The following is a 14,505-nucleotide window of genomic DNA, read 5'->3' on the forward strand; positions in this document are numbered from 1 at the left end:
TACATCAATTGCTGCAAAAGTCTTCACCCTGCATCCCTTCCTTTCCTCACGGCTGCCCGACAGGTGCAATTCCCGGCCTGTCTTCACGGTTACCGCTTCCCAACAGATAATCGATAAACTGCTGTGCCGTCCTGCCGGAAAGACCTCCGTGGAACAGCTCCCATTGATTGGCTTGTGCAAGCAGCTCTTCCTCCGGCAAGGTCAGTCCATAACGCTGCGCAAGCGCCTTCACAATGTCCTGGAACTGGGATTTATCCGGCGCCCCGAAATAAATGGTGACGCCGAACCGGGATACCAGGGATAATTTCTCCTGCACGGTGTCATTGTTATGCAGGTCATCGTCCAGCTCTCTCTTATCGCTGAATTTTTCCCGGACGAGGTGCCTTCTGTTGGAGGTAGCGTAAATCAGCACATTGGCCGGCTTCTTTTCCAGCCCTCCTTCTATTACAGCCTTAAGGTATTTATATTCAATCTCAAAATCTTCAAAGCTTAAATCATCCATATAGATGATAAATTTATAATTCCTGTTTTTAATCTGGGCGATCACATGATTCAGATCCTGGAATTGATGCTTGTATACCTCAATAATGCGCAGTCCCTGCGAATAATATGCATTGGCAATGGCTTTGATGCTGGAGGATTTTCCTGTTCCCGCATCCCCGTAGAGCAGGCAGTTATTGGCCTTTTTCCCTTTTACAAAAGCCTCCGTATTGTCAATCAGTTTTTTCTTTGCCGTTTCGTAGCCGATTAAGTCCTCCAGCCGGACATGGGCTATGTTCAGAATCGGTTCGATATGGGTTTCCTCATCCCTGTGGCTGATGCGGAACGCCTTATGCAGGCCGAACTTGCCCACCCCATATTCCTTATAAAAGTCCGTCAGCGTATCTTTCATCTCTTCCGGGGTTTTATTTTCCTTAAAACGGACTGCCAGAGTGCAGATCCGATCCCGGATACGGGTATTGTAGACTTTGCTTTCCTGCATGTTCCCTTCATAGGAAAGGGCCAGCGTAAAAGCAGGCACCTGCAGCTTCTCCATCATGGCGGAGAAATCGTAGTCAAAAAACTCTTTAAAAATAATTATATCATGAAGCACTGCCTGGTTGATGGTTCCCTCCACCGTCCCGCGGATTTCACAGGCGCGGCTGTAGCTGTTTTCATTGTTCACCAGAAGGTTGGTGAGATAGCAATGCCAGAGGTTGCCGGAAAATCCGTGGCTCCCCGCCATCTCCAGAAGGCCGTGCATGCAGTCATATAAAAGGGCGCTTTCCTTCTGTACCCCTTCTCCGCCGTTCCCGCAGTGCTCCATCAGCCATACCATATCCCTGAGGAGGGCGCCGTCCTCCCCAAAATCCTTGTATACTATCAGTTCTTTCTCCCGCATCGTCACATCCTCTTTCATCATAACTGTTCCATGCAATCCCAGCTATAGTAAAAATCCTTTCTATTAATAGTTTCCCAGGATTTTCATATTCCTGGCTTCCTCCCGCAGGCCGCGCAGGGCATTTTTCACCGCGCTGTCCGCCAGGTTCCCATCAAAGTCAATGAAAAACCGGTATTCCCAGTTACGTCCTTCTATCGGACGGCTTTCAATCTTGGTCAGATTGAGATTGTTATAAATAAAATGAGAGAGCATATGATACAGGGAGCCGCTTTCATGAGGGATTTCAAAGCAGATACTCACCTTTTTGGCGTCCTTGCGGAATATTTTCTGGTTGGTAATGATGATGAAGCGGGTTGAATTCGTCTCGGACTGGTTTACCGGCTTCTTCAATACCTCAAGGCCGTATACCCTGCCTGCATATTCCCCCGCGATGGCCGCCTGGCTGGGATCGCCCTCTTGTGCAACCTTCCTGGCCGCGAACGCATTGTTCGGCAGGCTTATCTGTTTCCAGTCATGCTCCGAAAGGAACCGGGCGCTCTGCATCAGAGACTGGGGATGGGAATATATCGTCCTGATATCCCCTATTGCGGCACCCGGTACGCCCAGCAGGCAGTGCTCGATCTTAATAATCTGCTCGCCCACGATATAATTTTCAAATTCCACCAGGAGATCATAAATCTCATTTACGATGCCCGCCGTGGAATTCTCAATAGGCAGCACGGCGAAGTCAGCGCTGCCCTCTTCAATCGCGCAGCAGGCATCCCGGAAGGTATCCACGTGAAAACTGTTTACCGTCTCCCCGAAGTACTGATGCATAGCCGCCTGGGAATAGGCGCCTTCCGCGCCCTGGAACACCACGCGCACCCGGTCATCCCCCAGGGTATCCACTCCGATAAAGGGCAGGCGTCCCATGCTTCCCTTTTCCGTCAAAAGCTGGTACTGCAGCTTCCGGCTCATGGACATGAGCTGTTCAAACAGCTCTCCAATCCCCGTCCTGTTAAAATCATTATGGGCAAGGGAACGCACCTTCGCGATCTTTTCCTTTTCCCGGTCCCGGTCAAAAACCTTTTTTCCGGTCCCGATTTTCACTTCCGCCACCTGCCTGCAGATATCCATTCTGCGCTCATACAGGTCCACAATCTGTTCATCCACCGCATCAATCTGCGTTCTTAAATCTCCTAAATCCATATTTACGCCTCCTGTGGCTCTTTATCCATCACATGCCGTTCTCCGCCCATCTGCAGCATTTCCAGCATTTGCTTCACGGTTCTGCCTGTGGCAGGGTTCCTGGCGAACGGGGCTATCTCACATAACGGGACGAGTACGAAGTCCCGGTTCTGCATATCGGGGTGGGGTACTGTCAGCGTTTCGGAGTCAATGATTCTGTCATCATACAGCAGCAGATCCAAATCCAGCGTCCGGGGGCCCCAGTGAACCTTCCTCTCACGCCCTGCCTGCTTTTCCACCTGCTGCATTTTTTCCAGCAGCTCGAAAGGCCCCAGCAGGGTATCCAGCTGCAGCACACCGTTGAGAAAATCATCCTGCTCCACACCGCCATACGGCGTCGTCCGGTATATGCCTGATATTTTCCCTTCTCTGCACAGCGGATGCTCCTTCAGCTCTTTAAGCCCTTTTTCCAGATAATCCTCTTTATCCCCCATGTTGGATCCAAAAGCGATGAAGGCTTTATGCCATCCTCTTTCAATCCTTACGGAAACATCCTTGAAAGGGAGAGGGATAGGCGCCTCCGGCTTATGCAGTTCCAACTCTATACGTTCCACCAGCGGAAATTCCAGCAGCACCTCCTGGGCTGTCTGCTCCGCCGCCCGTTCAATCAAATCATAGGTCTGCGCAGTCATACACCGGTATATCAGCTTACAGACCTGTCCATAATCTGTGGAACAATTCAAATCGTCCGTTAAGCCGGCCTTCCTGGTATCCGTATATAAAACGGCATCCACAAAAAAATGCTGCCCTTTTTCCTTTTCCTCCGGAAATACTCCATGATGGGCATAAATTTCCAGCCCTTTTATCCTTATTTGATCCTTCATGTTATCCTCCTGCCTGTCGCGGATGAATCCGTGATACTGCCTCTGCCTTTTTGGCCCCGTAAAAAGGGAAACGTTCTGACAAATCGGAACTATTTACGTAAAATGGCTTCCGCCATTTGTACGGCTCTTTTATTCTCCTTTACATCATGTACCCGGAGAAAGGAGCAGCCCTTAATCACCCCGAACACACTGGTAACCAGGGTGCCCTCCAGCCGCTCGCCGGCAGGAAGATCCAGAGTCAGGCCGATTACTGATTTCCGGGAGGTTCCCAAAAGCAGCGGGCAGTTAAAGATGTGAAGGCTTTCCAGGCGGTTGATGACTTCCAGGTTATTATCATAAGTTTTTCCAAAACCTACGCCCGGATCCAGGATAATCCGGTCCTCCCGGATTCCTGCCGCCTCCGCAATCCGAAGGGTTTCCGCCAAATCGGAAGCCAGATCTTCCATAAAATCACCGTAATCCGCTTCCGCCCGGTTATGCATCAGGCAGCAGGGAAGCCCGCTCTTTGCGATGGTTTCCGCCATCTGGCCTTCATCATATCGTAAGCCCCAGATATCATTAATCAAATCCGCCCCGGCCTGGATCCCGGCGCGGGCCACCTGATATTTATACGTGTCCAGGGAGACCGGGATAGCAAACCTGCTTTTGACCGCTTCAATTACAGGTACCACCCGGTCCGCTTCCTCTTCCACGGAAATCTTGGTATAGCCCGGCCGGGTGGACTCCCCTCCGATATCCAGGATATCCATGCCATCCCTTATCATTTCTTCCACATGCTTTAACGCGGCATCCCGTCCGCTGTACTTTCCTCCATCAGAAAAGGAATCCGGCGTCACATTCAGGATTCCCATAATATAGGTCTTTCCGCTGGTGGCAAATTCTTGTCCGCCTATGTACATCTCATTTTCCTCCGTTTAACCGTTCTGCCCCTTCCCAGTTACAGCCGGGCCGGGAACCTTACCGTAGCAGCAGCAGATTCTTTTTTTCCCGGCTCCAGTCACAAGCCTCCGCGGCCGGACAGGCAAAGCAGCATCTGCTGCGTTTATCCGCCCGGTAAATCAGGCCGGACAAACCGGAATCCTCCGCCACGGCCTGATTCCGGTGCCGGCGGACAGCCTCCATGATATCCTTACTCTCCTTATCGGTAAAACCGCAGGACGGCAGAATGTCCTCCGCCAGCTCCGCGCTGGCCTGCTCATGAGGAATTCCCTCTTCGTACTGGCGGTAACGCCCGCAGTCATGGAGCAGGGCCGCCGCATAAATAAGCTCCCTGTCCGCACCGCCGTTTCGTTCCAGATTTTCAATCCAGGCCAGACGGGCCACGTCCAGGAAGTGGGCTATATCGTGCTTGCAGAATATACGTGTTTCCTCATGCGCCCTGTTTCTTCGCAGGCAATCCTGATAACAGGAATTACTGACTATCCGGTTTATTCTGTCCATATTTTTCTCCGTTTTGCATATGCTGCCTATCTTCCCAGCATATGATAAAAGGTATCCTGCAGTCCGCTGTTTTCTTCGAATGCGCCCCTCACAGCCACCGTTACCGTTTTGCTTCCCGGCTTTTTGACACCGCGCATGGTCATACACATATGCTCCGCTTCCAGCATCACCATCACGCCCTTCGGCCGGAGATAATCCATCATGGCATCCGCCACCTGGGCCGTCAGCTTTTCCTGAAGCTGGGGCCTTCTGGCAAAAATTTCAACCGTCCTGGCCAGCTTGCTCAGTCCCACCACCTTGCCGTCCGGCAGATAAGCCACATGGGCTTTCCCAAAAAAGGGCATGAGATGATGCTCGCAGGTGGAATAAAAGGTAATGTCCTTTTCCAGGACAATTCCGGCGCCTTCCGCCTGGAATTGTTTGGACAGCGGAACCATCGGATCTTCGTCCATACCGCCGAAAATTTCCTCATACATGCGCGCGATCCGCCGGGGCGTTTCCCGCAGCCCTTCCCGATCCGCATTTTCCCCGATTCCTTCCAGAAGAAGTCTTACCCCTTCTTCAATTTTTGACTTATCTACCATGCGTGTCTCTCCTGACTGCACCATTTTCTGCGATTCTGATGATATCCCCCTGAAAAGAGAGGGAACCGAAGGCAAGGATTACATCCTCTTTGCCCGCCAGCAGACGGGCCATCTCCACAGCCTCTTCCAGACTGTCCGCAGCGGTCACATTTTCATGATACCGGCGGACTTCTCCGGCAAGCTCATAGGCCGGGATCGCCCGGGGATTTCCCGGCGCCGCCACCGTAATGACCGCTTCCGCATACCGGCAGGTATTCCGGATTATTTTATCCGCTTCCTTATCCTTCAATATTCCCATTATATATATGATTCTTCTATTTGTAAAATAAAACTGTATGGAGCGTGCAAGTTTGTCGGCTCCGTCTTCATTATGCGCTCCGTCCACCAGAAAAAGCGGTTTTCTGCCGACAATTTCAAATCTGCCCGGCCATTTTGCCTGCAGCAGCCCCCGCCGCAGCTTCTCGTCCTTTACAGGGAAGCCCAGCTCTCCCAGCCGGTCAAGCGCTTCCACCGCCAGCGCACCGTTTTCTATCTGATAGTTTCCCGCCATGGTTATTTCCAGCCCTTTGTGGCTTCCATAACTGAAACGCTGTTTTTCCAGCCCGTACTTTATACCGGATATCTCCTCCGGATCCAAAACAGAATATGGACAGCCCAGCTTTTCACAGGCCTCCGTTATCACTTTCATAGCTTCCGGCTTCTGCTTCCCTGTCACCACCCGGCTTCCCGCCTTAACGATTCCCGCTTTCTGCCATGCAATTTTTTCCAGGGTATCACCAAGAAAAGCCATATGATCCATACTGATGGAGGTCAGTACACACAGAAGAGGGGCCGGAATCACATTGGTGGCATCCAGCCTCCCTCCCAGGCCCGTTTCCAGAACCACGATATCACATTTTTTCTCCCGGAACCACAAAAAGCATAAGGCTGTTTCTATTTCAAAAGCAGTGGGATGGTTTTTCCCTTCCGCCGCCATAGCCTCCGCCGCATTCCTCACAGGCTCCATAAACCTTCCCAGTTCCGCTTTGCTGATATATTTTCCATTGATCTGAAAACGTTCCCGGTATTCAAAAATGGTGGGTGAAAGATATCTGCCTGTTTTATATCCTTCTTCCGTCAAAACCGTGGATATAAAATTCATTACGGATCCTTTTCCGTTCGTCCCTGCTATATGTACAAAAACAAGCTCATTCTGCGGATTTCCCAGCCTTCCAAGCAAATCCTGCATATTCTCCAGTCCCGGAACGCAGCCGTAACCGGCACATTCTGCCGCATAAGCAATCGCCTGCTGATAATTCATTTTTCTTCTCCTCCTTCACCGCCGTTAATATCCCGGCGCAGCTGCCGCACAACTTCCTGCCTCCCTGATTTCAAACACACTATAGCACAATTCGAATAAAAAAAGAATAAGCGGTAAAAATATTAGCATGCAAAAAATAGTAAAAGATTTTATTAAATGCGGCATCCTTGGCTGGTGCCTTGAAATTACATTTACCGCCCTCCATTCCCTGCAGCAGAGGAAGATGTCCCTGCAGGGCACCACATCCCTTTGGATGTTTCCCATTTACGGCGCAGGCTGTTTGTTAAAGCCAATTTATTCCCTGGTAAAGCGCTGCCATTGGCTGGTACGGGGCTGCGTTTATGCCCTCTGTATATTTTCCGCAGAATATGCCTCCGGTTTTCTCCTTCAGAAAAAAGGGCTGTGCCCCTGGAATTACGGAAAGGCCCGCTGGAATATCGGAAGAATCATCCGGCTTGATTATGCCCCTTGTTGGATTATAACCGGCCTGCTTATGGAACATGCAATAACGGACAGGAAATAATCCTGTCCTGTGACGGAGAAAGATAATAAGGAAGAAAAGAAGCGGCAGCCAAAGCGGTCTCTTTGATAAGGATGTTTACGAGAAACAAGTAAGTTAAGGCAAACAGCCGAAACGAAACTGGTAAATTGTAAATCATTTTATCAAGGAGGCCGCTTATGGCTATCATGGATTTGGAGTATATCGAAATTGACGGATTACTTTACCCGAACATTGAGGTTGAGGGCAGCGAGCTGCTAAAAAATCTTGGAAAGTACGGATGCCTGCTCTTGGAGTATCTTCACGGATTCAAGCAGGAAATGTACCGGGAATTGCTTTTCACAGGAAAGCTGGCAGAGCATTGTGCCACGGTGGATATGCGTGTATTTGAACTTTCAGAGCGCCTTCGCGCCGATTATCTAAAACAGCACCCCATGCCGGAGGAGGATGCGCTGGAGCGTATTCGTATCTCGGAGCAGGCACAGGCTGTTGCCGATGAAATTGTAAAAACAGAACTGATTTATGTATAAACAAAGCTGTGCCGCTCGATTGTTGTCTCGCTCGGCACAGCTTCTTAATTTATACCGTGAATGCGATATCCAATTCCATATACGCTTTCAATCCAATCGACATTTATCTTCTTTCTAAGGTTTCCGACATGGTAGAAAATAGTCGAGTTATCCTTTAGATATTCCTCATGCCATACCGCGTTATATATCTGCTCAAATGTTAATACACGGTTACTGTTCTTTATAAAATACAGCAGGAGATCATATTCTTTCTTTGTCAGGATAACTTTTTCATTTCCTACGGTAACTTGCCGCCGTGCTGTATCTAACATCAAATTCCCATGGCTGACAAGGGCATAATTGCGGCCGGTTATATGGTTAAGCTGGGTGTATCGCCGCATAAGCGCCTGCGCTCTGGCAAGACATTCTTCCAAATCATAGGGTTTATTCAGAAAGTCGTCAGCGCCACATTTGAGCGCCGCCACTTTATCCGCTGTACTGGCGGTTTCAGATAGGGCAAGGATAGGGAGAGGGTTCATTTGCCGAATTTGCTGAATGAGCGCAGTCCCACCATATTGAGAAAGGCAGGCGTCCATAATGACAAGTGAATAGGATTCTTTTTGCAGCATATGTATCGCTTCTTCGACAGATTGCGTATAATACACGTCCGTCATATCATCCTGCAAACTGTATTTTATTTCTTTGCAAATTAATAAATCCTTATCAATTATCAATACATGGTTCATATGAAACCCCCTCTCCTAAAATAAATGCTTTTACAAATTTATTACATTTATCTTCGTATTCTTGCTTTCCTCACTCAAAGAAAAATTATTTTTTATACCTTCGGTAAGATGAATTTCCCCATTCTCCATTATTAAAATCATATCGAAGTCCTGATGTTTTTTCCAATAATCGCTTGCATTTTCAAGTCCCATAACAAATAATGCCGTAGATAATCCATCACAGAGTTTTGCGTCTTTTGCAATAACAGTCACCGAAGCAAGTTCATTTTCCGTTGGATGGCCGGTAGCAGGATCTATAATATGCCCGTATCGCTTTCCGTCCTCACCTATGAAATATCGCTCATAATTACCAGATGTCACAACCGCACAGTCAGAAATACTTAAAACTCCCAAATTGCCGTCTGAAAGCGGGTTTTTCAAACCAATTTTCCAGTCGCTGCCGTCTGGCTTTTTACCTATCATTTGAACACTGCCCCCAACATCAAGGAGTGCAGAGTTAATTTCATTCTCTCTTAAAATTTCTGCGGCCTCGTCACTTGCATATCCTTTGCCGACTGCGCCTAAATCAACTTGCATCCCTATCGGCAGGGTTGCCGTATTCCCAATCAGTTCCACGTTCTTGTACCCAACCAGTTCCATGCTCTGCGCTATCTCTTGTTCTGATGGGATGTTTCGTTCTTCAGTTGTAAATCCCCATGCGGCCAGTACCGGGTAAACGGTCGGTTCTAATGCACCGTTTGTCTTTTGGGCAACCTCCAAAGCGAAAGAAAGCAGAGCGGCGGTATCATCGCTTAACAATAAAGACTGTCCCTTGCTATGATTAAGCGCATAGATTTCGCTTTTTTTATCTGTTACCGACCACAAATGCTCCAATTCCTCAATTCGTTTTTGTGCCGTTGCAAGAGAAGCGTCGGCATTTTCGCCGGATGCGGTCAGTTCAATATAAGTGTCCATAGCAAAGAAGGAAATCGTTTTCTCGATATCTGTCTCATTTTGCTGCGAAAAACATCCCAATAGAGATAATAAAAGAATAACGGTTGCAATTACTTTTTTTCTTTTTTTCATCGCTCCCTGCTCATTCCTTTATTCAGCCATTTTAACGCTGATGTAACATAGTATCCAAGAAATACAAACAATCCCATAATTGCTATGTAGTCGATAAAGAAAAAAAATAAGGGTTCGCCAAAATCAAAATAGACAAATGTATTTTGTAATGTCATATAAGTGCCTATTTCACGTTTTATAAAGGCTATGATACCATATCCGGCGAAAGCAACGGCCAAAACTCGTAATATAACGGGGCGTTTCGCTGAACGCCGCACCCTGTTTAGAATCATGCTCCAGTGCTGTCCTAAGTGAAAGGACATCAACACGAACCCCCAGTACGAGGTTAATAAATGGAGCGTCCTGCCCCAACTCCCGCCGCCCTCTATTGGCAGGAACGAAAAAACAGTGCGTGAAAGCGCAATGCCGCTGATGATTAAGCCGAGCGTACATAGCAAAAGGAGAATATTGACGATAGTCTGGTAAATTCGTAATGCCGTCCATCTGCCTTTTACCAGTCCCTTAAACCAGTAAAAATTTAGCAGATGATGTCCAACAAAAAGCAGGGACATCATCACGCCTAACCACTCGTGTGCTGTTTCTCCAATTAAGGAATATGCCATTAACAGCGGTATAAGTACCACCATCAAGCTATCAACCAACATTCTCCATTTTGCTTTTACGCTCATTTCAGGACTCCATTCAAATTGAAATTTATCAGACTTCGTTCAAGGTTATTGGCGCTGTTGCAGATTACCATGAAAGGGAAACGGTGTTTACATTGCTGATTCATTCACCATGAGATTGAGATCAGCAACCCATTCTTGGACTTCAGATGCCGATGCTCCGCTGGAGAACCTGTGGCCTTCCATCCAATCGCCAGCTTCTGCCGCCTCCGCCAAAAGCTGACCGCTCTGTCCCAAGCCCGGAAGAAACCGATGTACAGAACGGTATCACTGTTTTTCCGCTAAAGTCATTCGCTGCGATGAAACTGTCCACCGGCCAAGCGGCAATGCCCCACCAGATAGGGTAGCCAATAAATACTGTATCATAGGAATCCCAGTCGTTCACTGTGTTGGAAACCAACTCCACGGTTCGCAGAGAGGGATCGTCATGCTCCCGATTGACGCGGCTGGTATCATCTGTCCAGTCTAAATGGCCAGAAGTATAGGGTTCCACCGGAGCAATTTCAAAGATGTCACCGCCCACGGTATTCGCAATGTATCCGGCGACCTCTTTCGTGCTTCCGGTAGCGGAGTAATAGACCACCAGCGTTTTGCCTTTTATGGCATCTGCCGCTGTTTCAGGATTGGAATCTTCTGACGGACTGATTTCAGTGCTGTTTTCAGCCGAGATTGACTCCTGATTTTGAGCGGGCGCTTGTGGCTGCGGAGGCGCCGATTGACCACAGGCGGACAAAGCGAACAGCAGTGCGCCTGACAACAAAATCCCTAAAAAGTGCTTGAATTTTTTCATTCCTGCACTACCTCCATTCTTCTTAATCAGAAGGGCAAAGTGCTTACCCATTCGCTGATAATGCTGTCAGCCTTATCTATTTCGTTCCATGAAACAGTGGCAGGGGTATCAAAGACTGTTGCATCGGGTTCCAGTTCAGCAATCGTCTGAACGGTATCGGATGCCCGACTGCCGCCATGGGCAACAAAAGGAATGATTGTCTTGCCGCTAAAGTCATATTCTTCAAAAAAGGTGTACATTGGCATCGGTAAATCCGCATTCCAGTTAGGATAACCGATAAAAATAATATCGTAATCATCTAAATTTTCGATGTGAGTCGATAACTCCGGTCGGTCATTGTCAGCCTTCTCTTTATAGGCGAAATCCAGCATCTCATCCATATCGTCCATTGGATATTTTTGAGCGGTATCAATGGAGAATAACTCTCCGCCAACATAGCCTTGAATGAGATTTGCCAGATACCGAACATTTCCATATGTGCCGTCATCTGATTTTGTGCGGCTTGCCCTCGCCACCGTATCCACGCCGTCATTGAGAGGAACGGTAAAATAGGCAATTAAGATTTTCCCTTCACCGTTTTTGGCTTCCTCTTTTGCTCCAACCGTTTCCGTATTGCTTTCTGCTGGTACATTATTGGTTTCCGGAGCAGTAGTCGGAGCGGTTTGCGTCTCTCCGCTTATATCTGACCTGCCGGAACAGGCAGTCATAATCAGCAGCATTGTCAACACAGATAATAGGAGCAGCAGCTTATTTTGTTTTGCTTTCCGTATTTTTCTCATGTAACCTCCTTGATTTACTCATGCGCGTTTTCCCATTTCGTAGGCTTCGCTCATCACAGGCGTGGCTTTGATCGTGCCGGGTTCATAAACACCCTTTCCATAAATCACGCCCATTTCCTTAGATCCCTTCAAACAGGCGGCAAATCCACGGAAACACTCCAGTGTGCAATCCATCACGGTTTCGCCATCCTCGGCGGCAGTCATAATGTAATAAAATTCCTTGTCTAATATATTCGTCCACCTTGCCACGGAGCGGTCGATAACTGCTTTCATCTGTGCGTCAATGGAATAGAAGTAAACAGGACTTGCCAGCACAATCACATCGGCTGCCTGCATCTTGTCCAGAATCTCGCTCATATCATCCTGAATGGTGCATTTGCCGCCGCTCTTTTTACAGTAGTAGCAGGCGTTGCAATAGCCTTTTTGTTGCGCAGAAAAATCTTTTCCACCCTGTTTCCGCTTTCCTGCGCGCCGCGCAAAAATTCGTCGCACAGAAGATCAGAGTTTCCGCCCTTACGGGGGCTGCCGGATAAAATTAAAATATTCTTCATTCTAAACTCGTCTCCTTACTTTTAGAATCCAAGTCCGTCAAGCCAACTAATAATGTCAGCTTCCGCATCTTGAATGTTATTTCGGCTGATAGATAATCCATCCTCATCAACATTTGCACCTGACTCCAAGTTCTTAATCGTGCTGATCGTATTTGAAAATCCACTGCCGCCATGGGTATTAAAAGGAATGATGTTTTTCCCGGAAAAATCGTACTCGTCAAAAAAAGTGTACAGGATCATTGGCATATCTCCCCACCAGTTGGGATAGCCCACGAATATCGTGTCATATTGATCCGGATTTTCGATTTGAGCCGCAATCGCAGGACGAGCTTCATCGGTCTGCTCTTTCTTTGCCTGATCCACAAGCGCCGAATGGTCAGTTGTATAAGGTGCTTCAGGTTCAATACGGAACAAATCCGCCCCGGTGTTCTCTGCAATCACCATTGCCATGTACTGCGTGTTACCCAGTACCTCACCGTTGATAACCACTGTACTGTTCTCTTGTTCCTCGGTCATATTGTCAGGATCGGTGGTTTCCGGCACAGAGAAATAGACGACCAGTGTTTTCGCATCAGCTTGACTGTCAGATCCGGCAGACTCCGATGCCGAGGGCTGCTGCTCATTTGGCGCGGTGCTTTCCTTGGGAGTGCTGGAGGATTCCACTTCACTTTTTGAAGTCTGCCCCGATCCTTTGTCCGCGTCAATGGCAGCGTTATTTCCGCAGGCAGCCAACGTAAATATCATCATAACCGATAGTGCCATGCTAATTACTTTCTTCATCGTTCACCAACTTTCACAAATTCGTTTGATCATTTGCCGCAATAATTTCAGAGAGGGCAATCTGTTCATTTCGGTATCGGGCATTCGGATTCTTTTCCGGCATATTCAGCGCAATCGCTTTCTGTGGGCAATGGTGGATGCAGGCCATGCAAGCCTGACATCCATCTTCCTTTTGTATCGCCTTACCATATTTTATCTGAAAGCAATTTGCCGGACAAACCTTTTCGCAGATTCCACATCCGATACAGGCTTCCGTAATACGGTAAAGATTCTTCCATCTTTCTGCGGGCGGCTGACTGCTTCGTGACAAAAACTCCTGATGCGCCGCACGGTCTGCATCGGTGGCGGGCTGAATCCCATATTTACGGTTTTGGATATCCAGTCTGATGGCCGCTATCTGCTCATCCACTTTTTTGTCCAGCCTGCGTTCTTCTTCCATATCGAAAGCAGGCAAAAAGTTGTCTGCCATTAAAACAGTATTGATATAAGCAGCCGCAATTCCTAAACTCCCCGTTAGTTCATCAGCAAGTTCCGCAGCGCCGCCGTGACGTTTCCCGTAAGTAAGCACCATATAGAAATATGCCGTCTTAAAAGATGCTTTTTGCAAAAACTCCCGCACCATTGGCGGTACTTCATGCCCGAAAATAGGGCAGACAATTCCTATGGTTTCATCCTCAAATGACAAATCCTTTTGATGGATGATCTGTGGGATGCTGATCGGGCTTTTATCCAGTTGCTTCGCCACATACAGGCTATTGCCCGTGGCGGTAAAATAAAATATCATTGCAGCCTCCTTCCTCTCTGGTCTGAAAACAATCAGCAGTCTTTTCCGTAATGATAGGCTTCCTCCAGCGCAGGATTGCCCTGAATATCGCCAACATGGAATGCCGAACCATAGACTTTGCCCTTAACAACAGAGCCGGGAACACAGGCGGCAAATCCCTCCATATCGTTCATGGTACACTCCATCGCGTATTTGCCGTCAGCAGCCGTAGCGATCAGGTAAAATTCCTTATTCTTCATTTTCCCGCCACCGGCCAGCGTGCGGTCGATCATCACCTTCAGTTGCGCTGAAATGGAATAGTAGTACACCGGCGTGGACAGCACAATGACATCAGCAGCGATAATCTTATTCAGGATTTCAGCCATATCATCTTTTTGGACGCAAGTGCCGCCGTTCTTCAGGCAGGCTTCACAGGCGATGCAGGGTGCAATTTTTTTGTCCCGCAGGAAAACTGTTTCCACAGAATGCCCTGCTTCTTTTGCTCCCTTTACAAACTGTTCTACCAGCGTTTCGGAATTTCCACCCTTACGAGGGCTTGATATGATTGCTAAAATCGTTTTACTCATAGTTGCTTCCTCCTA

At 48.1% G+C, this 14,505-nt stretch carries 17 protein-coding genes and 1 pseudogene; 2 read left to right on the top strand and 16 right to left on the bottom strand.

The window, feature by feature from the left end:
- Nucleotides 1–46: 46 nt before the first annotated feature.
- From DXA36_RS09215 to DXA36_RS09245, 7 genes are all read right to left on the bottom strand, one after another.
- Entirely contained in the window at nucleotides 47–1,381 is a 1,335-nt protein-coding gene (locus tag DXA36_RS09215; protein ID WP_118678585.1) for an ATP-binding protein, read from the bottom strand.
- A gap of 63 nt (nucleotides 1,382–1,444) precedes the next feature.
- Entirely contained in the window at nucleotides 1,445–2,569 is a 1,125-nt protein-coding gene (pheA, locus tag DXA36_RS09220) for a prephenate dehydratase (RefSeq protein ID WP_118678401.1), read from the bottom strand.
- A gap of 2 nt (nucleotides 2,570–2,571) precedes the next feature.
- Nucleotides 2,572–3,432, bottom strand: coding sequence for a 2-amino-4-hydroxy-6-hydroxymethyldihydropteridine diphosphokinase (folK, locus tag DXA36_RS09225; protein WP_118678403.1), 861 nt, complete (start codon nucleotides 3,430–3,432; stop codon nucleotides 2,572–2,574).
- 89 nt (nucleotides 3,433–3,521) lie between these two features.
- Nucleotides 3,522–4,331: a dihydropteroate synthase gene (gene folP, locus DXA36_RS09230; RefSeq protein WP_118678405.1), complete on the bottom strand. Its 810-nt coding sequence runs from the start codon at nucleotides 4,329–4,331 to the stop codon at nucleotides 3,522–3,524.
- 58 nt (nucleotides 4,332–4,389) lie between these two features.
- Nucleotides 4,390–4,872 carry an HD domain-containing protein gene (locus DXA36_RS09235; protein WP_118678407.1) on the bottom strand — a complete coding sequence of 161 codons (483 nt, stop codon included), beginning with the start codon at nucleotides 4,870–4,872 and terminating at the stop codon, nucleotides 4,390–4,392.
- A gap of 26 nt (nucleotides 4,873–4,898) precedes the next feature.
- Nucleotides 4,899–5,456 carry a GTP cyclohydrolase I FolE gene (folE, locus tag DXA36_RS09240; protein ID WP_207666350.1) on the bottom strand — a complete coding sequence of 186 codons (558 nt, stop codon included), beginning with the start codon at nucleotides 5,454–5,456 and terminating at the stop codon, nucleotides 4,899–4,901.
- The gene (locus tag DXA36_RS09245; RefSeq protein WP_118678411.1) at nucleotides 5,446–6,756 is read right to left on the bottom strand and encodes a bifunctional folylpolyglutamate synthase/dihydrofolate synthase; all 1,311 of its coding nucleotides are present in this window, start codon (nucleotides 6,754–6,756) and stop codon (nucleotides 5,446–5,448) included. The genes folE and DXA36_RS09245 overlap by 11 nt, the downstream gene beginning before the upstream one ends.
- A gap of 127 nt (nucleotides 6,757–6,883) precedes the next feature.
- Between DXA36_RS09245 and DXA36_RS09250 the strand changes: the two genes are divergently transcribed.
- A complete protein-coding gene (locus DXA36_RS09250) occupies nucleotides 6,884–7,279 on the top strand; it encodes a putative ABC transporter permease (protein ID WP_118678413.1) in 396 nt (131 codons plus the stop codon).
- 155 nt (nucleotides 7,280–7,434) lie between these two features.
- Nucleotides 7,435–7,785, top strand: coding sequence for a TnpV protein (locus DXA36_RS09255; protein ID WP_118678415.1), 351 nt, complete (start codon nucleotides 7,435–7,437; stop codon nucleotides 7,783–7,785).
- 44 nt (nucleotides 7,786–7,829) lie between these two features.
- On the opposite strand, the gene DXA36_RS09260 is transcribed toward DXA36_RS09255, so the two are convergent.
- The 9 genes and pseudogenes from DXA36_RS09260 to DXA36_RS09300 form a co-directional block, all read right to left on the bottom strand.
- Nucleotides 7,830–8,510, bottom strand: a complete 681-nt coding sequence (locus DXA36_RS09260; protein WP_118678417.1) for a response regulator transcription factor — start codon at nucleotides 8,508–8,510, stop codon at nucleotides 7,830–7,832.
- Between the two features lie 30 nt (nucleotides 8,511–8,540).
- A complete protein-coding gene (locus DXA36_RS09265) occupies nucleotides 8,541–9,575 on the bottom strand; it encodes an FAD:protein FMN transferase (protein WP_118678419.1) in 1,035 nt (344 codons plus the stop codon).
- Complete coding sequence (locus DXA36_RS09270) at nucleotides 9,572–10,243, bottom strand: DUF4405 domain-containing protein (RefSeq protein WP_118678421.1); 672 nt, start codon at nucleotides 10,241–10,243, stop codon at nucleotides 9,572–9,574. The genes DXA36_RS09265 and DXA36_RS09270 overlap by 4 nt, the downstream gene beginning before the upstream one ends.
- 142 nt (nucleotides 10,244–10,385) lie before the next feature.
- Nucleotides 10,386–11,030 carry a flavodoxin gene (locus DXA36_RS09275; RefSeq protein ID WP_330425003.1) on the bottom strand — a complete coding sequence of 215 codons (645 nt, stop codon included), beginning with the start codon at nucleotides 11,028–11,030 and terminating at the stop codon, nucleotides 10,386–10,388.
- A 26-nt stretch (nucleotides 11,031–11,056) separates the two neighbouring features.
- The gene (locus DXA36_RS09280; protein WP_118678423.1) at nucleotides 11,057–11,809 is read right to left on the bottom strand and encodes a flavodoxin; all 753 of its coding nucleotides are present in this window, start codon (nucleotides 11,807–11,809) and stop codon (nucleotides 11,057–11,059) included.
- Nucleotides 11,810–11,827: 18 nt separating this feature from the next.
- Nucleotides 11,828–12,360 (bottom strand): annotated as a pseudogene (locus DXA36_RS34210) (flavodoxin family protein).
- Between the two features lie 21 nt (nucleotides 12,361–12,381).
- Nucleotides 12,382–13,140 (bottom strand): flavodoxin, encoded by a 759-nt coding sequence (locus DXA36_RS09290; RefSeq protein WP_118678425.1) that lies wholly within the window; start codon nucleotides 13,138–13,140, stop codon nucleotides 12,382–12,384.
- Nucleotides 13,141–13,153: 13 nt separating this feature from the next.
- Entirely contained in the window at nucleotides 13,154–13,924 is a 771-nt protein-coding gene (locus DXA36_RS09295; RefSeq protein WP_118678427.1) for an EFR1 family ferrodoxin, read from the bottom strand.
- Nucleotides 13,925–13,956: 32 nt separating this feature from the next.
- Nucleotides 13,957–14,490: a flavodoxin family protein gene (locus DXA36_RS09300; protein WP_118678429.1), complete on the bottom strand. Its 534-nt coding sequence runs from the start codon at nucleotides 14,488–14,490 to the stop codon at nucleotides 13,957–13,959.
- Nucleotides 14,491–14,505: the final 15 nt, after the last annotated feature.

Source organism: Eisenbergiella sp. OF01-20, assembly GCF_003478085.1.
Classification (GTDB): domain Bacteria; phylum Bacillota; class Clostridia; order Lachnospirales; family Lachnospiraceae; genus Eisenbergiella.